The organism is Microbulbifer maximicatervae (SeqCode) (genome assembly GCF_052467825.1).
In genome coordinates, this window is record NZ_CP174327.1 from 5,116,687 (window position 1) to 5,141,073 (window position 24,387).

The 24,387-nt window shown below is 49.3% G+C and carries 25 protein-coding genes; 6 read left to right on the forward strand and 19 right to left on the reverse strand.

What is annotated here, in order from left to right; genetic code table 11:
• Positions 1-18: 18 nt before the first annotated feature.
• Entirely contained in the window at positions 19-396 is a 378-nt protein-coding gene (locus tag ACJJII_RS22435; RefSeq protein WP_444898031.1) for a MerR family transcriptional regulator, read from the reverse strand.
• 451 nt (positions 397-847) lie between these two features.
• Complete coding sequence (locus ACJJII_RS22440) at positions 848-1,930, reverse strand: NAD(P)/FAD-dependent oxidoreductase (RefSeq protein ID WP_444917795.1); 1,083 nt, start codon at positions 1,928-1,930, stop codon at positions 848-850.
• 208 nt (positions 1,931-2,138) lie between these two features.
• Here ACJJII_RS22440 and ACJJII_RS22445 point away from each other — a divergent pair, with 208 nt between their 5' ends.
• From ACJJII_RS22445 to csrA, 3 genes are all read left to right on the forward strand, one after another.
• On the forward strand, positions 2,139-2,393 hold the full coding sequence (locus tag ACJJII_RS22445) for a hypothetical protein (protein WP_444917796.1): 255 nt from the start codon (positions 2,139-2,141) through the stop codon (positions 2,391-2,393).
• Positions 2,394-2,405: 12 nt separating this feature from the next.
• Entirely contained in the window at positions 2,406-3,287 is an 882-nt protein-coding gene (locus tag ACJJII_RS22450) for a LysR family transcriptional regulator (RefSeq protein ID WP_444917797.1), read from the forward strand.
• Between the two features lie 633 nt (positions 3,288-3,920).
• Positions 3,921-4,085, forward strand: coding sequence for a carbon storage regulator CsrA (gene csrA, locus ACJJII_RS22455; protein WP_282933640.1), 165 nt, complete (start codon positions 3,921-3,923; stop codon positions 4,083-4,085).
• A 166-nt stretch (positions 4,086-4,251) separates the two neighbouring features.
• On the opposite strand, the gene ACJJII_RS22460 is transcribed toward csrA, so the two are convergent.
• From ACJJII_RS22460 to ACJJII_RS22535, 16 genes are all read right to left on the reverse strand, one after another.
• Positions 4,252-4,830, reverse strand: a complete 579-nt coding sequence (locus ACJJII_RS22460) for a dienelactone hydrolase family protein (RefSeq protein ID WP_444917798.1) — start codon at positions 4,828-4,830, stop codon at positions 4,252-4,254.
• Positions 4,831-4,888: 58 nt separating this feature from the next.
• A complete protein-coding gene (locus tag ACJJII_RS22465; RefSeq protein ID WP_444917799.1) occupies positions 4,889-5,326 on the reverse strand; it encodes an N-acetyltransferase in 438 nt (145 codons plus the stop codon).
• 235 nt (positions 5,327-5,561) lie between these two features.
• Positions 5,562-6,152: a TrmH family RNA methyltransferase gene (locus ACJJII_RS22470; protein ID WP_444896558.1), complete on the reverse strand. Its 591-nt coding sequence runs from the start codon at positions 6,150-6,152 to the stop codon at positions 5,562-5,564.
• Between the two features lie 522 nt (positions 6,153-6,674).
• Entirely contained in the window at positions 6,675-6,986 is a 312-nt protein-coding gene (locus ACJJII_RS22475) for a hypothetical protein (protein ID WP_444907664.1), read from the reverse strand.
• Between the two features lie 68 nt (positions 6,987-7,054).
• Positions 7,055-7,648, reverse strand: a complete 594-nt coding sequence (locus ACJJII_RS22480) for a T6SS immunity protein Tdi1 domain-containing protein (RefSeq protein ID WP_444917800.1) — start codon at positions 7,646-7,648, stop codon at positions 7,055-7,057.
• 16 nt (positions 7,649-7,664) lie between these two features.
• Positions 7,665-8,222 carry a hypothetical protein gene (locus tag ACJJII_RS22485; protein ID WP_444917801.1) on the reverse strand — a complete coding sequence of 186 codons (558 nt, stop codon included), beginning with the start codon at positions 8,220-8,222 and terminating at the stop codon, positions 7,665-7,667.
• A gap of 260 nt (positions 8,223-8,482) precedes the next feature.
• A complete protein-coding gene (locus ACJJII_RS22490) occupies positions 8,483-9,373 on the reverse strand; it encodes a hypothetical protein (protein WP_444917802.1) in 891 nt (296 codons plus the stop codon).
• Between the two features lie 151 nt (positions 9,374-9,524).
• Positions 9,525-11,009, reverse strand: coding sequence for a lysine--tRNA ligase (gene lysS / locus ACJJII_RS22495; RefSeq protein WP_444917803.1), 1,485 nt, complete (start codon positions 11,007-11,009; stop codon positions 9,525-9,527).
• A gap of 72 nt (positions 11,010-11,081) precedes the next feature.
• A protein-coding gene (gene prfB, locus ACJJII_RS22500; RefSeq protein ID WP_444893198.1) for a peptide chain release factor 2 occupies positions 11,082-12,177 on the reverse strand; the annotation gives its coding sequence in 2 pieces (ribosomal slippage) (positions 11,082-12,104 and positions 12,106-12,177; 1,095 coding nt in all).
• A gap of 103 nt (positions 12,178-12,280) precedes the next feature.
• Positions 12,281-12,673 (reverse strand): MerR family transcriptional regulator, encoded by a 393-nt coding sequence (locus ACJJII_RS22505; RefSeq protein WP_444917804.1) that lies wholly within the window; start codon positions 12,671-12,673, stop codon positions 12,281-12,283.
• A gap of 24 nt (positions 12,674-12,697) precedes the next feature.
• Positions 12,698-13,156 carry a hypothetical protein gene (locus ACJJII_RS22510; RefSeq protein ID WP_444917805.1) on the reverse strand — a complete coding sequence of 153 codons (459 nt, stop codon included), beginning with the start codon at positions 13,154-13,156 and terminating at the stop codon, positions 12,698-12,700.
• A gap of 33 nt (positions 13,157-13,189) precedes the next feature.
• Entirely contained in the window at positions 13,190-13,816 is a 627-nt protein-coding gene (locus ACJJII_RS22515; protein WP_444917806.1) for a LysE family translocator, read from the reverse strand.
• Positions 13,817-13,824: 8 nt separating this feature from the next.
• Complete coding sequence (locus tag ACJJII_RS22520) at positions 13,825-14,736, reverse strand: DMT family transporter (RefSeq protein ID WP_282933653.1); 912 nt, start codon at positions 14,734-14,736, stop codon at positions 13,825-13,827.
• 79 nt (positions 14,737-14,815) lie between these two features.
• Positions 14,816-16,543, reverse strand: a complete 1,728-nt coding sequence (gene recJ, locus ACJJII_RS22525; protein ID WP_444914357.1) for a single-stranded-DNA-specific exonuclease RecJ — start codon at positions 16,541-16,543, stop codon at positions 14,816-14,818.
• A gap of 60 nt (positions 16,544-16,603) precedes the next feature.
• Positions 16,604-18,004, reverse strand: coding sequence for a threonine synthase (gene thrC, locus ACJJII_RS22530; protein ID WP_444914358.1), 1,401 nt, complete (start codon positions 18,002-18,004; stop codon positions 16,604-16,606).
• An 85-nt stretch (positions 18,005-18,089) separates the two neighbouring features.
• Entirely contained in the window at positions 18,090-19,412 is a 1,323-nt protein-coding gene (locus ACJJII_RS22535) for a homoserine dehydrogenase (protein ID WP_444919295.1), read from the reverse strand.
• 403 nt (positions 19,413-19,815) lie between these two features.
• Between ACJJII_RS22535 and ACJJII_RS22540 the strand changes: the two genes are divergently transcribed.
• From ACJJII_RS22540 to aspA, 3 genes are all read left to right on the forward strand, one after another.
• Positions 19,816-20,829 carry an asparaginase gene (locus ACJJII_RS22540; protein ID WP_444896547.1) on the forward strand — a complete coding sequence of 338 codons (1,014 nt, stop codon included), beginning with the start codon at positions 19,816-19,818 and terminating at the stop codon, positions 20,827-20,829.
• Positions 20,830-20,934: 105 nt separating this feature from the next.
• Positions 20,935-21,750, forward strand: a complete 816-nt coding sequence (locus tag ACJJII_RS22545; RefSeq protein WP_444917807.1) for a helix-turn-helix domain-containing protein — start codon at positions 20,935-20,937, stop codon at positions 21,748-21,750.
• Between the two features lie 106 nt (positions 21,751-21,856).
• Positions 21,857-23,323, forward strand: a complete 1,467-nt coding sequence (gene aspA, locus ACJJII_RS22550) for an aspartate ammonia-lyase (protein ID WP_444917808.1) — start codon at positions 21,857-21,859, stop codon at positions 23,321-23,323.
• Positions 23,324-23,376: 53 nt separating this feature from the next.
• Here the strand turns inward: aspA and ACJJII_RS22555 are convergent, their stop codons facing one another.
• The gene (locus ACJJII_RS22555; protein WP_282933659.1) at positions 23,377-24,126 is read right to left on the reverse strand and encodes a DsbC family protein; all 750 of its coding nucleotides are present in this window, start codon (positions 24,124-24,126) and stop codon (positions 23,377-23,379) included.
• Positions 24,127-24,387 lie beyond the last annotated feature (261 nt).

Consider the following 24,387-nt stretch of genomic DNA (forward strand, 5'->3'; position numbering starts at 1 on the left):
AAAGACATGATGAAAAGTCTACCGTCTCCCCTTAAGGGGAGAGTCAAGACTTTTATGGCAGGAATCTATAGAAGCAATACACTGATCAACCTTTTCAGCTTTACTAGAAAGTGATTCCAATTCAGCCTCAATTTTCCTTTTTACTTTCTTCAGAAAAACGCTGATTCGAGCCCAATCAACCTCTCCATTATGGTACCGAATAACATCCTTCAACTCAGCCAAAGTCACCCCAAGTACTTTGGCTTCTGAGATCAAAGTAAGAATTTCAACATCTTCTGCCGTATAGACTCTATATCTGCCCTGCCTTTTAGGAACGGCAATGAGGCCTTTTTCCTCATAAAATCTTATCGCTTTTACAGTGAGATTCGTCCTTCTTGACACCTCTCCTATAAACATACAGACCTCCTACCTATGCTCAATTTCCCATTGAGATTACAGCCTATGAAAAATATTCATCACATGAAAGGAGCCTTCCATGAGTTTGGGACCTTCGCAGCTCTTACGGGTACCTAGTAGAAACCCATAAGAGCCGGGACTCACTTCTTACATTCTCATGCTTTCGGCACAAACATTACGTTGAAGAACGTAAATACGCAATACCGCAAATTAAGAAGAAAAGGCCCTCTAATTTCCTATAATAAATTCAGACGGGGAACCTAACTACGTAAATAAACTACTACTAATGGCAGTAACACCTCTATGCCGCCTCATACGCATCTGGCAAGTATGGCTAGTATCTGGACTACCTCTTACTTGATTTTCAATGGTCAGTGAGAATGTCTATTCAGAGAAACCTTAGAGACTGGTAGATTTTAATTAGAGGTACTCTACTGTATACCAAAAAGCTCTAGCTAAGTAAGTCTGGAGTTGTACCGCTCGCTTTAAGCATGTGGCCTATCCCCATGTCTTTTTGTTTCAGGTTAACAAATAGCTTTGAAGTAAAAACACCAAAGGGCATTTGAGCTACACCTGTCTCTGTACCGGTCGGCGTAACAATGGCATAACTAGGTGTTTTATAAGGCTTAGCCTTTTTACCTTTGGCTTGATTAATGATAACGCTCGCTAAGATGCCTCCTTGAACATTTGCTATATAGCCGTGCTTATTTTCATCCAGAGTAGAGCAATCACCTATCGCATAAAGGTTAGAATAACCCCTAACCCGCATATATTCGTCCACTTTAATTAATCCCATCTTATCTAACACACCGGGTAATTCTGTTTTTAGAAACTCGGTATTTGGCGACATACCTACACATTCATAAATCAAGTCTGCCTTGAAAGTTTCTTGAGTATTCATAGAACGGTAAATTGCACCTTCTTTAACTAACCGGGTATTGAGATGTACGCTAACACCCTTAGCCGTAAGCTGTTCTAGCGCCTTGTTCTGAGCTTTAGGCTTAAGATGGCCAAGTAGTACATCTTTAGAATGGACTAACGTCACGGTTTTATTGGGAAAAGCGCTGCTAATTTCCCCGGCCAGCTCCACGCCAACGGTACCGCCTCCTACAATCAAAACTGACTGAGATTTCGCCAGTATTTTTTGCTCATTCCGCATTTCTTGCTCACGCTCGGAAATCGTATAAGCTGATGTAGATTTAGCTATCGGCAAGGTTGGGTAGCGACTGCCTGTCGCGATAACTGCCTGCTTAAAGTGGATCTCTAATCCATTCGATGACTTTGCTATCCGGTCATCCATGGAAACCACATCTGCTTGAACAAAATCGCCCTGAATAAAGTCACGATAATATTTACGTGGATTAGCAGTCAGTAAGTTAGGCGCTATCGCATTACGTAATGTGGCAAAGGTCACTTCAAAATGGTCCTTTCGGTCAACCAATACCACCTGCATACCCTGCTTAGCTAACTTTTGGGCCACAGAAACACCAGCAAAGCCTCCACCAACGATTAACACGTCTGTCCGTTTGATCATAACTAGCCTCAATATCGTTCAACTGTTTGGATAGAGCGCGACCGCTCGCAATGCCTCACGAACAGGTCACTTCTTGATAAGGAGATAAGGATAAAGTTAGACTTAAGCTAATGATAGTAACTATAATCTAAGTTCTTGTTAGCTTTTACCTAACAAGTTGGTTTAGCTGATATCGGGTGATGATACCGCGCAGGCATGAAGTAAAAAGGTGCACGCAGACTCCCAGCTTCTGCTGGTAGAAGAAAAACAAATAGCTGGTTTACGTAAAAGCTGCTCATTCAAAATGATCACCGGTGTTGATGTTGTCCAGTTTGCAAGCACTGGCAAATGGTATCAAGTGCAGATTACTCATGTTGTCAGCACAACAGAAAAGATGCTTCATAAAAGAAAGCCAGTTAATGGCTATTTTCAGTTTAAGATCCTCAAATATGCTGCATCAGAAACTTACCTATATTTTCTCTAAGCTCACGCCACTATGACTTTGGAACAATTACGATATTTTAAGGCGATAGTTGAAGGGGGCTCGCTAAAATCTGCTGCCCAAACACTTCACCGAACACAGCCCACTATAAGCGCCGCCATCAAGAAATTAGAGGCGGACCTCAATCTACAACTATTTGATCGGGACCAATACAGGAGCACACTCACAGCTGACGGCAAAGCCCTGTATGAACAATCCAAACATGTACTAGCTGAAGCCCACTCGTTTGAGAGCTTAGCTAAACAGCTAGTCGCAGGAGAAGAACTGGAAGTAGGTATTGCGTTTACTTCCGCCATACCAGTCGGCCCAATACTCAACGCAATCCGTCAGTGCAAAATTGAGTACCCAAAAACACGCTTGGAGGTCTATTCCGAAAATGGCCTTGGGCCACTGGACTTATTGAAGGGAGGCCAGGTTTCCATAGCTATTATTCCGTGGACTGAAACTTACGACCAGCTTGAATCCATTCATCTAATGAATATGAAATTCATTTCTGTGATCGCTGGCGACTCTCCCCTACTTACCCAATACGAGGAAATCCCAAGGCAGATTATGCTACACCATCCCCAGGTGATCATCAGTGGTAGGAAGTCATCCACTAAAACCTACGGGGTGCTTGAAGGGGGCGATCAATGGAGAGTCAACGATTTTCCGACTAAAAAAGAAATTATTCTTCAAGGTATGGGTTGGGGTACGCTACCAGAACATATGATAGAAGCGGAGCTTGAACAGGGCTTATTATCGCCCATAGCAGTGGAAGGGATACCAAAACCGCAAGAACTGGAAGTGCGGGTGGCTAGACAAGCATCTGATCCAATGGGCCCCGTAGCAAGTTACCTTTGGCAATTATTCCTAAACCTTCAAGGCTTTCATTAGAAAACACTTACGATATTTCTACCAAAATTTTTCAGATTCCTTATGTTTAATATATAGATTCTAAGAATTTGAAGCTGACCTAACAGGTGCTTGTATTTTACGACAGAAACTCTTTGGTTGAGCTTCATCACACTAGCGCATAGGTAAATAAAAGGCGCTTAAATTATCCTGTTAGAAACAATTAAGTTTGTTTCCATATCAAAGATGCGTAAAATCGATAGATCTCTATTAGTAGTTTGTTATTTTTGGTTGGGCTTGATTCGGCTCTCACCTAAATAGAAGTACCAGAACTTCCTAAACGATCTATTTCTTCAAAAGGAGAACGGTAGCGAGATATAAGAATAAGTAAAAGGCGCTGACCCAAGGTGCTACCAACACCCGGGGCCAGCTAACCAAATTGATACCATAATTATCAAAATGGCTATATGCATCATACGCTAGATACCCGCTCGTCTTCAATAAAGTGGTGTACATTCAGCAGCTTGAGGCGTGTCCCCAAGCTCTGGGAGCGTTGCGCTCGCCTTTTCTTCTTCTATGCTTATCGCTCTCGTGCTCCCCCTCTTCTAGCCGCTTCTTTCAATACTCACCCAAGAGAACGCCCTTTCTTGTAGCTTGTATCAGTAGGAAATGAATATGTTGATATTGAAACGCCGAATAGGTGAAAACCTACGAATCGGCACCAAAGTTTCGGTTAAGGTATTAGAGGTTAAAGGCAATCAAGTGAAGATGGGGATACATGCCCCCAAGTCCGTACCCGTTCATCGAGAAGAAATATATAGGCGCATCCAAAAGGAATAGATGGTGAACTGCCGAAGCCGTTGAGAAGCAAGTGTTCGGTCTTCCCAGCGGCTTTCCAATTAGTTTATGATCTTTGGAAAGGCCTCGGTTAGCTAAATACTTGCACAAACTAACCAACAACAACTGTCTCTATGTGATATTTGTCAAACTCCAATACGAACTGCATTCAACTGAAACCTTTACAGATGGGGTCGTTGAAGGGCGTATTACATACTATCTGCTTGTATTTAGCATAAGCTTCTGCATTATAATTTCTGGATTGGGGATTCATAAAGCCATGAAGGTAAGTGGAATGATGAACCTCCACTTGCTCTTTCTGCTTCAACGTCTGCATGACCTCTAATACAGAAAAGTGAGGCTCCATCGCCGGGAATATCAAGCGCGTAGGAAGTATAGGATCAATTTTGACGTAATGGCGAACTTGTGAACTATAAAATAAAATTGCCCCTGAAACATTACTCAAAGCTTGATGATCAGATAACCTCCATATGGCCGATGCACTAATACTAAAACCTACTAAACTCACATGACCAAATGATGCGCTGATTCTCTCTGATAATTTTTCAGCGTATTTATCCAGCCCAACCTTTGATGTAAAGTGTGAATACGCCTCAACTTCACAATCGAAATTCATCAATTCTGAATTATACGGACCAACTATCTCTACACTACCAGGAAGATCAGCTGCAAATCGCTCTAACGCTTTTGTACGACCAAAAATATCTGAAACCAAAATCCAAGCCATAGTTTATTTTTTTCATATAACAAGAAAGAAACGATACACCGACCAGTTATAGTTTAATCTATGCATATTTATCGAGCTCGATACAGTATGTCGTAAAACATCGACCCAACAGCTCGGTTTTATGTACTGTTTTGGATATTCTTTTCAAAGCTCTGTATTCTGGCCTACTGTCAAGCAAATGACACACTATTTCCTTATGCCCTAACTCCTTAGCCCAACCGATCATTGTTTTGAATACTGAGAGTCCAAAACCCCAAAACTGTTGAGATATGACAACAGCCATCTCAAAGCCGCTATCATCAGGTTGAATACCACACCACCCAGCTAATACTCCACCGATGTAAATTAGTCGAACACGGCACCCAGGCAGGGAGTCTACTTCTAACTTAAACTTGATCCACTCATTAATACTCTGGACATCAAAGTATTCATGTTTAATTAAGTGCTCCCTAAGTGAATCCTCATTGAGTACAGCTAACAGCTTATTTCGCTTCACTTGGGTTAGCTCCTTAAACTCGATTCTGCTCATATTAAAGTAATTTTGACCTTCTCGTTTTGGGGTGGCTTTAAAGACGAAATAGTTTTTGCCTGCTTTGTAAGTTACCCAAGAGTAATTGCGACCGAAAGGTAGGCGCCTATTCAATGGGGAAAGTTTCTTTATTTATTTAAGAAAAAGAATACAGCCGCAGTGCAAAAAAACACACAAATAGGACGTCAACTTCATCACTTTATTAGTCGCTACGGTTTGCTCTCTTGTACTTTTCCTGGTACTCGCGGCGCTGCTTAGTAACTTCATATAATACAATTCCAGAAGTTGTTCCGAGGTTCAGACTTTCAATCATTCCAAACATTGGAATGGATACGCAGAAAGCGCTATTTTCGACTGCAAGATCACTTATACCTCTAGATTCGTTACCAAACCAAACAGCCAGTTTTGGCTGAGTGTAATCAGCCTCATGCAATATAAAGTTGTCTTTTCCTTTTACATGGGGAGAGGTGACAATCGAGATAAATCTATTTTTTGCCAAATGATCCAGGCATTCCTCGGTACTATCAAAACGCTTTACGAAGCTCCATTTGATCGCAGAGACAGATGGTTTTGAGAGTGACTTTCTTTCTCTCATTTCCTGCCATTCATTGGGCAATAGGTTGCGTGGATCAACAATATACGTTTTTTCAACGCCTAACGCATTGACGTTTCTTATGACTGTTCCAATGTTCTTCATATCCATTGGGCACTCGAGAACAGCTATCAGATTTTTACAGCGATAGGGCTTAATTTCATCAGCTCTTTTTCGGGCACCATTTTTATCAATTTCCATATTCTCGAAGACCTTAGATAATTTGTTCACTACTAACATCGCAGTCAGACACAGCCTGGACTGTGTAAATACTAACAACAATAAGCGCAGCAACCTCACAAAATATGTATAATGCTATGTTAATGGCTGCATTACTTAATTAACTATTAAGCTACACCGACGCCCATAAACCGCCTATATAATTAAACGATATTATACCTAGCGCCAAATAATACAGGGTAGTGCCGATGGACAGTTGTACCCAATACTTTTCTCCACCCATCGATTTGCAGTGATAAAACCATACAGCCCCTATGGCTATCAATGGGCCAACAACTCCCCAAAAAATCCATGTAATTATTCCAGGAATAAACTGAACATTGATAGACACTATGTTCAGTATCGTATATAAAATTGTAAATAGTACAGATTTAGTCAAAGGATACTTAATTATTTCCACTCTCTACCTAGACATTTAAACTTGAGCATAGAGCACGCTGTCTAGCCACAACATCAGAAACAGCATGCGCCAGTTATAGGAAGTTAACTCCAAATAACCCATCCGATAGCCACTCCTAAAACCAAGCAGGAAGCTCCTATTTTAACCAGTAAGTTATGCTCTGCTCTATCTTCCATTATGGCGCCCTGAATGTACAAGTTAAGCGCTTTCTCTGCTTCATCTGAAGATGGAAATTCTTTATAGAAATTCAGTAAAGCGTTTTGAACTTTGGGTACCCACGAGGATGGATTATCCTCCTCAGGAGGATAATCTAATACAGCCAAAACATAAGGTGCCTGGGGCTCTACTAGCTTTCCTATTTTCTTAGCTTCATCGTAATACTGAGATATATCCATCGTTGTATCTACGTATACCATTTCAATTAGATGATACCTTTGCAGTCGATTGTACTACCTTGTTAGCCCTAAAACTTCCACCAAGACTTCCTTTTTGGCTTGGCCAAGGTAACACTTTCAATTGGAGTGCCCTCTGGCAAACCCTGAACTTTTTTATGAAATTGTCCTGATATTGAGAAGTGGACTTCGATATCAGTTATCTCAAAATTTTCTACGTCAATTTCACCACCAAGAAATAGAGGTATCTTAATGCTGTAAATCATATATTTAGAAAGTGACTTACCTGATTCAATCAAGCTACGTACAAATTTTGCCCCCATAAAACCGCTAACAAATTCAGAGTCTTGTAATTTTGAGAGAAACTCTTCTCCATCTTTTGCGATGAACTCGACTTGGCAAAGTGTAGTACTCAAAAACTCCACTTCATTGGTTTTTACGTTTTGAATAAACGCATCGCCAAGAGCGGTAATAACTATAGGTAACTTACCCTTACCAATAAGCCATTCCCAATCGGATAGAAAGTCTCCCTTGTTAATATGAGAAAAATTTACTGTTAAATCATTTAATGTCATGAGAATATTTTTACTAGTTAGCGCATGCGCCATACCGCAGATGCGCTTGCGAACCGGAGTGGAGATCAAAACTGTAAAGCAGCTGAGCATGGCCCACCCTGTTAGATCACCACTCCCTCATTTTTCCATCATTTGCCATATAACTATTGACCAAGCCTTCAGAAAGGCTTACAACTCTCATAATCTCCTCCTCTGTCAGCTCTCTACCTAAATTTAATTTAAGCTGAGAAAACGCCTTTGAGTCTTCACAAATCACGTTTGGCATAGATGATATTGCTGCCCATTCAATTTCGTGACCCGGTATATTTGTAGTAGCCTCATACGCATCAACTACCCATCCACACCCCAATCGAATTGCAATTAACCCACTTTCGACAGCTCTTTTATCATCTTCTGGAGTTAGATTTTTTGGATGAATATACATCCACTGCCGAACATCCTCGACAACCTTTTTCTTTATCGCTTTTAATGCAGCCTCTCCACCGACTTTATACTGAAGGTACTCCAGAAGCCCCTCTACACATGAATAGGCCTCTGGTGAAAGCTGATCATACTGATCATCAATAATAAATTCACATTCATCAATTAGCTCTTTGAGCTGCTTTTTATCAAAATAATTTAATTCCGAGTAATCCTTAATATCTAGGACCGATGGAAGCTCCATATATACCCCTCAAATCTAACATTTATATAATAGCTATCCAAACCACTATTATCTTTACTACGGTTTCAAATGTAAATTCGCTCCTCACATTTACTTTTAATTATGAAGCCGATAAGGTAAACACAAATGGGACCATAGAGCTAAATAAAAAATGCGTTCTATATGGCCACTATCACAAGCACCAAATAAATATCTAACTCTTTGATTTTAAACTTATGACTCTAATGAACTTAGTTTCTTCATAAACTGAACTCGCTCAACTACCACCGCCAAGTCGCCGCTATATATGGCCCATGTTGAGTAATATCATAAGCAAAACGCCCATCAGAGAGTCGATCGGAATAATCAATACTGTAATACTGATACCCAAAACGCAGTGAGGTGGTTTTCCAGGCGCGCCAGTCGAATCCGGCTAGTAGATTCCACTGTAAGTCATCACCCCCAGCGCCAAAGCCTCCCAGTTCCGTGCGTACAGCAATGGTTAGGCATTCAGTAATTCCGATTGCACCTCGCGCAGATAGCGTAGGTTCCCACCAACTCTGTTTGCCTCCAAGGCGATTCCTGAATTCGGGTCTGGGGCCTATATTAATTCCCGCTCGTGCTTTCACTTCCTGCTTTAATCGGTTCCAGCGCAAACCCGCTCCCACATCTACAAAGTACTTTCGCCCACTATTAGCCAGATTCCCTTCTAAAATCCGGTAACCGGCTAGGGCATTTATCCAGCCCTGGCGAGCATCCACCTCAACATCAATATCTACATCGATATCCAGCTGTGGGTTTCGTGGCGGGGTTATGGTTGCTCCCTTATCCAATCTGAGATGCACATAGTAGAGATCCGCCACTACCCCAAAGCGCCCTTTCCAGGCTTCCAAGCGCACAGAAAATGCAGCGTTGAGGAGCTCCAGGGTTTTACTTAAATCCAGATCAATATCGACACTGGTGTCCGCGACAGTAGAAGTCCCTTTAGTGCGAAGCGGGAGGAAAAGATAGGGAGTGGCAAGGAAGCGCCAGTCATCGGGCTCTTTGGAAGTTAGGCTGGTAGCCGGTGCAGGCTCCGAACTTTGCGCAGCTGCGGTACAGGAGATAAAGCTACAGAGCGTCAGCGCCATTATTTGCCTTGCGCTTTTCTCTTTCGCCTGTCCCTGTTTCATAGCAGCAACCGCTCCAAATCATTCGAGGCTCCATAGAGCACCAATGAATAAGGATAGATAGAGCTGAGGGAAGTTTCAGAGTGAGGAAATCTGCGGCATAGGGGGAGGAAATACTGCCGGGCAGGTAAAACTACCCGGCAGTGAGAAGCGATTAGTCGTTCGCTTCAGGGCGCATATGCGGGAACAGCAGTACGTCGCGAATCGACGGGGAGTTGGTAAACAGCATTACCAGACGGTCGATACCGATGCCCTCACCAGCGGTGGGCGGCAGGCCGTATTCCAGCGCGCGGATATAGTCGGCGTCGTAGTGCATGGCTTCGTCGTCACCGGCATCTTTTTCCGCAACCTGGGCTTTGAAGCGTTCAGCCTGATCTTCCGCGTCGTTCAACTCGGAGAAACCATTGGCAATCTCGCGGCCGCCAACGAAGAACTCAAAGCGGTCGGTGACAAACGGATTGTCATCGTTACGGCGAGCCAACGGAGACACTTCGGTTGGGTACTCAGTGATAAAGGTCGGCTGGTCGAGACGGTGCTCTACAGTCTTCTCGAAGATCTCGATCTGTACCTTACCCAGACCCCAGCTATCTTTCAGCGGGATTTCCAGCTTCTCGGCTACCGCGCGGGCGGATTCGATATTGTCGATATCGGCCGCAGTGAGTTCCGGGTTGTAGTGCAGGATGGAGTCGAACACAGACAAACGCGCGAACGGCTTGGAGAAGTCGTAGCTGCTGTCCTGGTATTCCACAGTGGTGGAGCCCAGTACATCTTCACAGATACCGCGCAGCATCTTCTCGGTGAGATCCATCAGGTCGTTGTAGTCCGCGTACGCCTGGTAGAACTCAAGCATGGTGAATTCGGGGTTGTGGCGCGTGGACAGACCTTCGTTGCGGAAATTGCGGTTGATCTCGTAAACCCGCTCAAAACCACCCACGACCAGACGCTTCAGGTACAGCTCCGGGGCAATACGCAGGTACATATCGATATCCAGCGCATTGTGGTGGGTAACGAACGGACGCGCGCTGGCACCGCCGGGAATAACTTGCAGCATGGGCGTTTCCACTTCCATAAACTGCTGGCCGTTGAGGAAGTCGCGGATGTACTCGATCACTTTGGAGCGCACGCGGAACACTTCACGGGCTTCCGGCGTGGCGATCAAGTCCACGTAGCGCTGGCGATAACGCATTTCCTGATCGGCGATGCCGTGGAATTTTTCCGGCAGCGGGCGCAGCGCTTTGGTCAGCAGGCTGTACTCTTCACAGTTGACGTAGAGGTCGCCCTTGCCGGATTTGTGCAGAGTGCCTTTTACGCCGACGATATCGCCGATATCCCAGGCACCGAAGCGCTCTTTAATATCTTTCTGTGCCGTTTTATCGGCGTAGAGCTGGATGCGGTCAGACACATCCTGGATCACCATAAAGGGTCCGCGTTTAGCCAGGATTCGCCCTGCTACGCACGCCCGTTTACCCAGTTCTTCCAGCTCCTCTTTCTGTTTATCGCCGAACTCAGCTTGCAGGTCGGCAGCGAGGTTCTCGCGGCGAAAACTGTTGGGGAAAGCATTGCCCTTCTCGCGCAGAGCGGAAAGCTTGGTGCGGCGCTCGGCGATCAGTTTGTTTTCGTCTTGCTGGATATCAGTCATGGTGATCTATCAGTTTTGTGATTGATATTGCCCCTCATCGACGAGGGGCGCGGTGAGAGTGGAGACTTTAAATCAGAGGCCGGCTTTTAGGCTGGCTTCGATAAATTGGTCCAGGTCTCCGTCCAATACTGCCTGGCAGTTGCTGGTCTGGACATTGGTGCGCAGGTCCTTGATACGCTGGTCGTCCAACACGTAAGAGCGGATCTGGCTGCCCCAACCGATGTCGGCCTTGCTGTCTTCCATGGCCTGCTTCTCTGCGTTGCGCTTGAGCATTTCCTGCTCGTACATTTTTGCGCGCAGCATTTTCCAGGCTTTATCGCGGTTCTGGTGCTGGGAGCGCTCGCTCTGGCACTGCACGACGATACCGGATTCTGTGTGGGTCAAACGCACCGCAGAATCGGTTTTGTTCACGTGCTGACCACCGGCGCCGGACGCGCGGTAGGTGTCTTCACGCACCTGGGATTTGTCGATTTCAATCTCGATATTGTCATCGATTTCCGGTGACACAAATACCGAGCTGAAAGAAGTGTGACGACGGTTGCCAGAATCAAACGGCGATTTGCGCACCAGGCGGTGTACGCCGGTTTCCGTGCGCAACCAGCCGAACGCGTGGTCGCCGGCGAAATGCACGGTGGCACTCTTGATACCGGCCACTTCCCCCGCGGAGACCTCTTCCAGGGTGGTCTTGAAGCCGTGGGCTTCACCCCAGCGCAGGTACATACGCAGGATCATTTCCGCCCAGTCTTGGGCCTCGGTACCACCGGAGCCGGCCTGGATATCCAGATAGGCGTTGTTCTCGTCATTCTCGCCAGAGAACATACGGCGAAATTCCAGAATCCCCAGCTGCTGCTGGAGGCCTTCGATCTCAGTGGAGACCTCCCCTACAGAGTCCTCATCATTTTCCTCGACTGCCATTTCCAACAGTTCGCGGCAATCGGCAATGCCGGAGTCGAGGTTTTCGATGGTATTAACCACCGTTTCCAGGGAAGAGCGCTCGCGCCCCAGTTCCTGTGCGCGGTTGGGGTCGTCCCAAACACTCGGCTCAGCCAGCTCCAGCTCTACTTCGGTAAGGCGTTCTTTCTTGCTGGCGTAGTCAAAGATACCCCCTAAGAACGTCGGTGCGCTCTTCGAGGTCTTTTAATTGATTGATGAGGGGATTGATTTCCATGAACTTTCGGTGTCCGGACAAAATAAAAAGCGGCGCGCATTCTACCGCAGCGCGCGGGGGTCCTTCCAGTCAGATAGGGGCTGATATGGCGGCAAATCCTCTACTAGGCGGTCTGTCCCGAGAGCTTTTCCAGAATTGCGCAGTCTGGGGACTCATTGCCGGCGCAGCTATCGGCAAAGGCCCGCAAGGTTGCGCGCATCCCCAGCAGGGTCTGCAACTGCTCTTCGAGCTGCCCGAGCTTGTGATTGACCAGGTCTTTGGTCTCGCGGCTATGGCGCTCCGGGTTATCCCGCAACCCCAGCAGCGCTCGGACCTCCTCAGTGGTAAAGCCACAGGCCCGCGCGCGGCGCACGAAGCAGAGGGTTTCAACATCGGCAGTGGAGTAATCCCGATAGCCATTAGCAGAGCGGCCGGGCACCACCAGGCCAATATTTTCGTAGTGGCGCAGGGCTTTTGCACTGAGCCCCGAATTGTCTGCGGCCTGGGAAATATTCACGATTACCCCACTTAAGGTTTCAACTCAGGCACTGTTGTCCCGACAAGCAGCAAACTGATACTGCACTTTCTCCGCGGGGCTATATCCCAGCTCAATTGAGGCATCCAGGGCATCCATACCGACCAAGTGCATCAGGATATCTCCTGTGGGTGCGCCACATACGGCGGGGAACATCCTGTCGGTGCGGACTCCACAGCGGGACTCCTGCACCTTCACCCCATTGTCACTCAACTTGGCCTGGCTCTGCTGAAGAGTCATACCACCCCCTTCACACTGCTTGCTGCCACTGCCGCGGTAAATCCACACCATTTCTCCTGGCCTCATAGTCGCTGCAGGAGGCGTGGGTGCGACTTCGGGCTCCGCCGCGCCGGGTGTGTTCTCAACCTCGTTCTCCATCGCTTTCTCCTCCCTCGACTGCCCGCAAGCCGCCACTGAGATAATCAGGGCCCATACCCATAAGAATGACAACCGTTTTTTCAACACAGAACATCCTCCATAAAGCGATAAATAGCCGTGTCAGAATAACGCCAACCAGGCTCCCACCGATAGCATCAAAGTACCAGAAATCCGATTAACCAAACGCACATTTTCAGACCGCTCCAACAATCGACTCAGGGCCTGGCCGCCACTGGCATAGATCAGCAGGCACAACGCCTCCAAAAGCAGCAATATCGCCAGCAAGACTGAGAGCTGCGGTACCAGGGGTTTGGTATCGTTAATAAATGGCGGTAATAACGCAATAAAAAACGCCCAGCCCTTGGGATTGGCCACAGCTGTGACAAAACCCTGTAGTGCCAGCGCTCTTCGCGATGGTCGGCTAGCGTCGACCGTATCACTCTGATCCATAAGGGCCAGCTGCCCCCGGGAGCGCCACATCTGCACGCCTATCCAGGCCAAATAGGCGGCCCCGCAGTATTTGAACAGCTGAAATAAAGTCGGATACTGAACCATCAATACCGCAGCACCGAGTGCAGAGGTAATCGCCACCGACGCAACACCGATCAACTCACCCACCATCATCCACAGAGTCTGACGCACGCCCAGGGTAATTCCCAGACTGAGCGATAGCATCATGCAGAGCCCCGGTGTGACCGAGGCAAAGAAGCTTGCGGGAACAAAGAGTACCAGTGTCGATAATTCCATTGATATTCCTAGTGGTGAGTACCGCTGTGGTTGCCGTAATGACTGACCAGCATCCCCGCCAGCATCAAACCACAGCCAATTAACTCCGTGGTATTGAGCATTTCATTGAGGAATAGCCAGCCCGCCGCCAGGGCGAAAACTGCCTCCAGGCTCATAATTACAGTGGCGTGGGAAGGCGCGGCGTAGCGTTGGGCCAGGAGCTGGAAAGTAAATGCCAGTGCCGTGGAGAAAATCATCATGTAGGCGATAGGCCAAGCCGCATCGATCGCCGATTGCAGTGTCGCCTCCTCGGTAAATAGCGAAGCTACGGCGGACAAAAGGCCACACACCAGGAACTGGATACAGGCGAGTCGCAAAGCGTCATAGCGTTTTACCAGTCGATCTGCCGTCAATACCTGGATGGCAAAAACAAAGGCACTGGCAAATACCATTAAGTCGCCCACCAACTGGGACTCTTCACTGAAGTCCGCCAACCAATAGAGGCCGAACAAAGCGAGACCAATTCCCATCCAGGTCCAGCGATTGGTTTTATGCCCCAGGGACAAACCGATCACCGGCACCAGCAATAAATAAAAACCGGTAATAAACCCAGCGCGGCCGGCAGTGGTATACAGCAAGCTCACCTGTTGAAGTGCCGCGCCGAGAAACAGCCAAAAACCCAACAGTGCGCCACCGGGCAGGCAGGCGCGCCAGGTGTGATTCACCAATTGCCCCTCGGCTTCACCGGGCTGGGCATCGCGACGGGAGGACAACCAGTAAACGATGGGAATCAGGATTAAACCACCGAGAATAAAACGCCATGCGTTAAATGCCAGCGGCTCAATATCCGCCATGGCAATCTTTTGCGGCACAAAGGCAACGCCCCAGAAGAGAGCGGCTAATAACAGTAGGACTTCGGCCTGGACTTGTTTACGTTTCACTACTTTTTACTTCCAAACAACTTGGGAGCTGTTGCAAAAAACTCCGTGTTTTTCCCAACAGCCAGATACAAAGTGCGCCCTATACCGCTTCTAACAGGCTCACCATTAATTGCAGGGATTCCCGCCCGCGAAATTCATTAACATCAAGCTTAAAAGCCAAGCGCACTCTTTCCGTGGGCTGCGGCCACTGCTCGGTGTCCACATTAAAAGCAATAGCATCCAGCGCTAATTGCGGCGCCTGGGGCGGCGCCACCACCATTTTTAAATGGCGCTCGCCGACAATGCGCTGTTGCAGCAACAGGAATTCACCGTCAAATACCGGCTCTGGAAACGCCTGTCCCCAGGGCGCGCAAGCGCGCAACATGGCTGCCGTGTGCAAAGTGTAATCCCCAGATTCCAACTCACCGTCAGAGTCGATAACCGCGTGCAGCTGGTTTTCATTCAGGCGGTTGCGCACCACCTGCTCAAAAGCCTTGCGGAAAGCCTTCAGGTTTTCCTGGGGTAAGCTCAGCCCCGCCGCCATGGCGTGGCCACCGAACTTGCTGATCAGGTCCGGGTGAGAGGCGGCTACGTCACTCAGGGCATCGCGAATATGCAGCCCGGGAATCGAACGCGCAGAGCCCTTCACCAGGCCGTTATCACCCTCAGCAAATGCGATCACCGGGCGGTGGAATTTCTCTTTGATGCGGCTGGCCAAAATACCCACCACACCTTGATGCCAGTTGGCATCGTACAGACACAAACTCCAGGGAATTTCGCCCTCCAGGCGCAACTCATCCAGGGCCGCCATTGCCTCCCGCTGCATCCCCTGCTCGATCGCTTTGCGATCCCGGTTCAGGGCGTCCAGCTCGCCGGCCAGCTCCCGCGCTTCACTGGGATCGCGGGTGAGCAGGCAGCGGATACCGGTGCCGATATCGTCGAGACGACCAGCCGCATTAATTCGCGGCCCCAAAATAAAACCAATATCTGTGGTAGAGAGCCTGCGCTGGTCGCGCCCGGCAACCTCCATCAGGGCGGCAATACCGGGCCGGCAGCGGCCGGCACGGATACGGGCGATGCCCTGATGAACCAGAATCCGGTTGTTGTGATCCAGCGGGACCAGGTCGGCCACAGTACCCAAGGCGACCAAATCCAGGTATTCGGCCATATTGGGCGGGGCGATACCGCTCTGCTCAAACCACCCACTCTGCTGTAGGGCCGTGCGCAAACGGCTGAGCAGATAAAAGATCACCCCCACCCCAGCGAGGTTCTTGCTGGGAAAGTCACAGTCCGGCTGGTTCGGGTTTACGATGGCATCCGCCTGCGGCAGCTCACTGCCGGGCAGGTGGTGATCTGTCACAATCACTTTCATACCAGCAGCTTTTGCCGCTGCCACGCCCTCGATACTGCTAATACCGTTATCTACGGTGATCAGCAGATCGGGCTGATAATCTTTGGCTACCTCGACAATTTCTGGAGTCAGCCCGTAGCCGAAGTCAAAGCGATTCGGCACCAGGTACTCCACTCCCGGCGCGCCCATTGCACCCAGGGCCAACACCCCCAAGGTGCTACTGGTGGCTCCATCCGCATCGAAATCCCCCACGATAAGGATTTTCTTTTGCCCGTGGATAGCATCCACCAGCAAGGAAACGGCAGCCTCCAGCCCTCGCATACTCTGCGGGCTCTGTAATTGAGAGAGGCTGTGATCCAACGCTTCTTCGCTGACAATCCCCCGCCCCAACAGGACACGCTGCAATATTTTTGGTGTTTCAGAAGCAAAACGGCCAGTAGACAAATCCACTGGCCGTCGCTGAATTTTTGTACTCAATGTATTTCTCAGCAAACTAATAGCTAATCGGTTGCCGCTTATTGCACGACAGTGTGCCGATTAACTGCCTTCTGACAGCATCGTCGCCATATAGTCGTGTACTTGGGACAAGTTATTGGGCAATACCTTGAAGCGCTCCTCCCGCTGCCAGAGATCCTGCATATGACTCGGCAGGGGAATCTCTTTTTCTGGCAGGGCCTGGGCCACGGCATCGGGGAATTTTGCCGGGTGTGCGGTAGATAAGCAAACCATGGGCTGTTCGGTAGAGTGACGTACCTGTCGTGCGGCTTCAACCCCGATAGCTGTATGCGGATCAAGTAGATATTCGCAGGAGCTGAAGGTCTCACCAATCACTTCAACCGTGCGCTTGTCATCCACCCGACTGGAGGAGAAAACTTCTCTCGCTTTGCCCAGGGCCAATTCACTCAAATGCATGGGCTGACTGCGATCCGCGAGCAATTCAGCAACCGTCGCACCATCGCGACCGTAGAGATCAAACAGCAATCGCTCAAAGTTGCTCGACACCATAATATCCATGCTGGGAGATAAGCTGTGAACCAGTGGTTTGGGTGTGTGGTCATTGCCGCTGATGCAACGATGCAGAATATCGTTGGCATTGGTCGCAATTACCAATTGGTCGATGGGCAATCCCATCTGCCTCGCCAGGTAACCGGCAAAAATATCGCCAAAATTACCGGTGGGCACCGAGAAATTAACGGTTTTATCCGGCGCCCCCAGGCGCAGGGCGGCATAAAAGTAATAGACGATCTGCGCCATAATCCGCGCCCAGTTAATGGAGTTCACCGCCACCAAACGGCGCCCATCGGGCAGGAATGATTGATCGGCAAAACTCGCTTTCACCATATTCTGGCAATCGTCAAAATTACCTTCGAGAGCGATATTAAATACGTTGTCCGACTGCACTGTGGTCATCTGGCGTCGCTGGACTTCAGATACACGGTTATGGGGGTGCAGAATAAAAATATCGATATTGTCGCAATGACGGCAACCTTCGATCGCAGCCGAACCGGTATCACCAGAAGTTGCTCCCATTACCACCACTCTTTCACCGCGCTTTTTCAGCAGGTGATCAAAGAGTTGACCGAGGAACTGCAAGGCAAAATCTTTAAATGCCAGGGTGGGCCCATGAAACAACTCGAGCACCCACTCATTGGTGTCTGTCTGCACCAGCGGGGCAATAGCCTTGTGGCGGAAGTGCTTGTAGGAACGTCCGATAATACCGCTCAGCTCTTCATCACTGAGATCATCCCCCACAAACGGCTGGATAATGCGAAAGGCCAGCTGCTCGTAATCGAGCCCCGCCATAGAGGCAATTTCCTCGCGAGAAAACTTCGGCAAAGTCTCGGGAACATAGAGGCCTCCATCGCTGGCAAGACCTGTTAGTACGGTATCGGCGAAGGAGAGAGACGGCGCGCTGCCGCGTGTGCTGACAAATTTCACAGTATTTCTTGGCTCTTATCGCTGGCTGGGGAGTTTATTGATTGGGGCACCGAGCCCGGATTATGTCACTCGGCGCCCGCGGGGTTTATCCGAGGCTCTCAACACGAATCCTGACGACTTCACCTTCGACCGTTTCCAACGCCTCTATTTGTGCAACCGCTTGGCGGAGGCTGGCTTCATCGGCTCGGCTGGTCAAAATCACCACCGGGACAAGTGCCTCACCTTCAACCGGTTCGTGCTGGATCAGAGCCTCTATGCTGATGCCCTGATCACTGCAAATGGTGGCCACCTGAGACATAACACCGGGCTTGTCGTGGGCGGCGATACGCAGGTAATAACTGGTAATAACATCTTCTTCCGGCAGAACCTGGGTTCCCCCTTGGTTCGCAAGGGCGACACCCGCTGCCGGCACTCTGTGCTCCGGCTTGGCCTCAAGAGTGCGGGCCACATCAACAAGATCGGCGATCACTGCCGATGCCGTGGCTTCATCGCCCGCACCAGCGCCGTAATACAGGGTTGGTCCCACAGCATCGCCGCTGACCAGCACCGCATTCATAACGCCGTTTACGTTGGCGATCAGGCGGCGCTGGGGGATTAAAGTCGGGTGCACCCGCAACTCCACGCCCTTGTCAGTGCGACGCGCAATCCCCAGATGCTTGATACGGTATCCCAGCTCATCGGCGTAGCGAATATCTTCACTACAGATCCGGCTGATGCCTTCGGTGTACACCTTGTCAAAAGCGAGCGGCATAGCAAATGCCAGGGAAGCCATAATCACCAGCTTGTGAGCAGCATCGATACCTTCCACATCAAAAGTGGGGTCCGCTTCCGCATATCCTAAAGCTTGGGCTTGGGCCAGAGCTTCATCGAAACTGCGCCCTTTCTCCCGCATCTCAGTGAGGATGTAATTGCCGGTGCCATTAATGATTCCGGCGAGCCACTGCACCTGGTTGCCCACCAATCCTTCGCGCAGGGACTTAATAATAGGAATACCGCCGGCTACTGCCGCCTCATAGGCAATGGTGACGTTGTGCTTTGTGGCCAGCTCAAACAGCTCGTTGCCGTGTTCGGCAATCAACGCCTTGTTGGCGGTGACAATATGCTTGCCATTTTCAATCGCTGTGCGCACCAGCTCCTTGGCTACCGTAGTACCACCGATAAGCTCCACCAAAATATCCACGTTGGGATTATTGGCGACATCGAAAATTTCCCGGGTAACGTTTATCTGGCCGGTATCACAGTGTGCGTTATCGCGGCGCGCACCTATTTGCTCAATGACCAGGGCGCGACCACAACGGGCTGCAATTTCCCGCCCATTGCGCGCCAATACATTCACCGTTCCACTGCCGACAGTACCCAAGCCACAGATACCGATCCGCACGGCACGGGGTGCCTTTTTTACAACCACCTGAGCCTCCGCCTCCGCAGTCTCTTCCACTGTTGCGCTCACAATGTTCCTCCGCGCAACTATAAGGGCAGCGAACCAGATCGGGATCTACCCCGATTACATAGAAAGTGCCACCACAGGAAGCCGCGCAATAAATGCAAATAAAATTGACAAAAGATCATCAACCTTACCGAGCGGAACGTAAAAAAGTCAATATAATTGCGCCACAAAGGCACCGCTTCCAGCTAGAGTAGAGTCGAAACTTCTGTCACCCAAAATCACCTCTTGAAACCAACAGCGTCCTCAGTAGATGCTATAGAAGCATCTACTAGCATCAGGTAACAGCAACCTGCGAAATTGCATCCACCGCGCCTTTGCACAAAATAGGGGCGTACTGAATCCGGACTCAGATAGTGGTCGAGTAATGAAGAAAACCCTAATCCTTTATACAGGCGGAACCCTGGGAATGCGCCGAAGCGAATCGGGCTATGTGCCTGACGCCGACCTGGAAGGCGCTCTGGGCCGCCTCTTACAAGATGTTATCGGCCAGCTTCCACAATACGATTTCCAGGCACTCGACCCACTGCTGGATAGCGCCAATATGCGACCAAAGGACTGGTATCACATTGCCAGCCTGATACGCGACAACTATAGCCAGTACTCAGGCTTTTTGGTGTTGCACGGCACCGACACCATGGCCTACACCGCCTCAGCACTGTCCTTTGCCCTGCAAGGCATAGAAAAGCCCGTGGTCGTCACCGGTTCCCAAATTCCCTTGCGGGAGATGCGTAGCGACGCCTATAACAACTTAATTGCGGCGCTATTATTAAGCGGGTCCGACGATATCAGGGAGGTCTGCCTCTACTTCAACGGCAAACTTCTACGCGGCAACCGTGCAGTAAAGGTCAGCTCTGGCTCACTGGATGCTTTTAGCAGCCCCAATTACCCCTGCCTCGGGGAAGTGGGTATCCAGGTCAATATCGACCACAACGCCCTGCTGGTGCCCACCGGTGAACCGCAGTTTCAGATTCCCGCCGATGCCAATGGCGGAGTGATTTTACTGAAACTATTTCCCGGTATATCTCCCTCACTGATTGAAAAAATTTTAGAGAGCCGCCCCAAGGGTCTGATTATTGAAACATACGGCACCGGCAATGCACCGACTGACGACAGCGCATTTACCGAGCAGCTTGAGAAGGCCTCAAAGCTCGGCACTATTTGTGTAGCAGTGTCCCAGTGTTTGGAGCACCAGGTGGATCTGGGTAAATACGCTGCGGGCTCCGCACTGCTTGATGCCGGTGTTATAGGTGGTCTGGATATGACCAGCGAAGCCTGTTTTGTAAAACTCAACCACCTGTTGGCAATGGGCTATTCCGATATGGAAATTAAAACCCTATTACAGCGCCCGTTGTGCGGTGAGTGCAATCACCCCAACTGATAAAAACTGAAACTATTGGCGAAGCCATATGGCTTCGCCTTTAAAAAAGGACCGAGTGATTAACAGGGATTGAAGGGATAACCTCTATCCAGAAGCAAAATACCGATGAGCAACGATTTTTCGCAAAACCTCCGCCTTCTGTGCAGCTTCTACCCATCCATAGCCGAGGTGTGCCGGCGAATTGGGGTGAACCGTGCCCAGTTCAATAAATATCTCAACGGTAACACTCAACCCTCCCAGTATACCCTGGGAAAGATATGTCATTTTTTTGGCGTAGAGCCCCATGAAATCGTGATGCCCCACGAGCAATTCAGCCAAATTGTTCGCGTGCGCAACGCACCCGTCTCCGACAGCCTCCCCGCCAGGCCCTACAATCGCGATATTGATATTCTGATGCGGGAGTCCCAGGGGCGGGCCGATAAATATTTAGGCTTCTATTTCGAGTACCACTACTCCATGACCTTCTCCGACCATATTATTCGCAGCCTGCTGCATATTGAGTCGGATGGTGATGGATATTATTTTCAGCGCTTCGAACGAATGCGCTACCCAGACAGGGATGAGTGGTATAAATCCCGCTATAAAGGCATGCTGCTCTTTCTTGCCGATCGTATTTTTTTGGTCGGCTATGAGTCGTTGACTCACAATGAAATCGCACAAACTATTTTATACCCTACCTATAAAAGCCGAGTCAGCTATTTATCTGGATTAAAACTGGGAGCATCCGCCAGTGACAGGCGTGAGCCAGTCTGCACAAAAGTAGTTCTCGAATCTCTCGGTCGCAACATCAGCATTAAAAACGCACTGAAATTATGTGGCGTTTTTGGTCCTGAGTCCGAAGAGATCAACAAAAACATCCGCGAGAATATTCGCGCAACCTCTACAGAGGGGCCGCAGAGCTTCTTTGCGACACCACTCTAAAAATACTTCCCAATTAATTACTAAATTACCCCAACACGAGGCTTGCGGGAGGTGGGGATATTACCCCATCCCACACAGGCCCATACGATGAAGAGAAGAGAAACTGATGACCAACGATTTCCACACACTCAAACCAATGCCGGTTTTTAGTGCAGGTGCAGAAACCCGCTTGGAGAAAGATTTATTGGGTGAGCGCGAAGTACCGGCCGATGTCTATTTTGGCATTCAAACTTTGCGCGCTTTGGAAAATTTCCAGATTACCGGAATTACCCTGAATCACTTCCCCAACCTGGTAAAAGCGCTGGCGATGGTAAAAAAAGCTGCAGCCAGCGCCAATGGACAGCTCGGCTACCTGGAGCCCAAACTGCAAGGTGCCATTGCCACGGCCTGTGACGAGATTATCGATGGCAAACTGCACGATCAATTTTTGGTAGATATGATTCAGGGCGGCGCCGGCACTTCTACCAATATGAATGCCAATGAGGTGATTGCCAACCGTGCACTGGAATTACTCGGTCACAACAAAGCCGAGTACAAAAAAGTCCACCCCAACAATCATGTAAACCTGTCGCAATCTACCAATGATGTTTATCCAACCTCGATAAACCTGGCCATTCTGCTCAGCTACAGCGACCTGGTTCAGTCCATGGAGAGCTTGTGCGTTGAGTTCGACAAGAAGGCCAAAGAGTTTGCCTCAGTAATTAAAATGGGTCGCACCCAGCTGCAAGATGCGGTACCTATGACCCTGGGCCAGGAGTTTGCCGCCTTCGCCGCCACTGTGCGCGAAGATGTCGACAGAGTTAAGGAGCTGGTCGCCCTATTCAAAGAGATCAATATGGGTGGTACCGCGATCGGCACCGGCATTAATACCGACCCGGAATATCGCCAGCTGGTTGTTAACGCGCTGTCAAAAATTTCCGGCATCGATTTTATCTGCGCAGAAAACCTGGTGGAAGCCACTTCCGACATGGGCGCCTTCGTGATGTTCTCCGGCGTCATGAAACGCATCGCCGTTAAGATCTCGAAAATTTGCAGCGATTTACGCCTGATTTCCAGCGGCCCTCGCGCTGGCCTCAATGAAATTAACCTGCCGCCGATGCAACCCGGCTCATCCATTATGCCCGGCAAGGTCAACCCGGTTATTCCTGAAGTAGTTAACCAGGTCGCCTACCAGGTGATCGGCAACGACCTCACGATTACCCTGGCTGCTGAATCCGGTCAGTTGCAGCTCAATGTAATGGAGCCAGTGATCGCCTTTAATCTGCTACAGTCCATGCGCCTGATGACCCAAGCCATGACCACGCTTGCGGATCGCTGTGTGAGCGGCATCACTGCCAACGAAGAGCACTGCCTGCAACTGGTTGAGAACAGCATCGGCCTGATTACTGCGGTCAACCCGTTTATTGGCTATGAAAATGCCACCCGCATCGCCAAGCAGGCACTAATTACCGGAACCAGTGTGAAGCAGTTAATTCTTGATGAGGGATTACTGAGTGAGGAGGAACTGAACGATATCCTCGCGCCGGAGAATATGACTCAGCCGAGAAAAGTAGAAATTAAAAATCCTGCTTAAAAACAAAAACCGGCGGCCTCTCGGCTGCCGGTTTTTTTAGCTATCAGCCGGGCTTAGATTCCCAGCTCTTTAAGCAGGCGATCCGGTGGTAAGTAACCGGGAACAACCCGACCATCTTCCATCACGATAGTCGGCGTACCGCGCACATCGATAGCCTCGTTGCCCAACTTGTATTGAGCTGCCACCGGGTTTGTCTTACAGACATCCAAAGGCACGTTTTCACGGTTCTTAAGTGCAGTCAGCGTCTTGTTGCTGTCTTCCGCACACCATGCAGTTGCCAGTTTGCGATATCCCAGGGAGTTAAGACCACCGCGCGGGAACGCCAGGTAGCGCACTTCGATACCGCGCTTGTTCAACTCAGGCACATCCTGGTGCAGCTTGCGGCAGTAACCGCAGTCCACATCGGTAAATACATAAACGCTTGCCTTGGTTTCACCTTTCGGAGAGAAGACAATCATATCTTCTGTATCAAGGGCGCCCATGACCGCAGCACGGCGCGTCGCTCTACGCTGCTCGGAAAGGTTGGCAACACCGCCAGCCTTCACCTGGTAGAGATCGCCATAAACAAAGTGATTGCCATCAGCAGAGACGAACAGGGTCGTGTTGCCGTCATCGACATCCACTTCGTAAAGCCCTTCAATTGGACTCTCCCGTACCTCTCCATAGGTTGCTTTGGGATTACTCGCCTCAAGGCGTGTCTTGATGGTTTTTACAACGTTGGTATCGACTTCTGCCAACGCTGCAGAGCCCACCAGACTGAGTAGCGCGCCAGCGATTGCCAGCGGCTTCTTGATAAGCGTCATTACCAATTGCTCCTTAAATTCTCATTGGGCTTCGACTTAATCATCGGCCTTCAGTTCCAGCCAGTATGGCAGCTCTTTGCCGCTGCGAACCTAATTGGCGCGTTTTAACATATCCAGTCACCTTGGACTACGCAAAACACCGCAAGACGTGAGCGCTTTAGCGAAATTGACTGTATCCCCACGCCAGGGAAAGCCCGTGTCCATTTATGTCAGTTAAGGCAAGCAGACCCCATCTGGGACACCAAATAAGCTGCTCGTAAC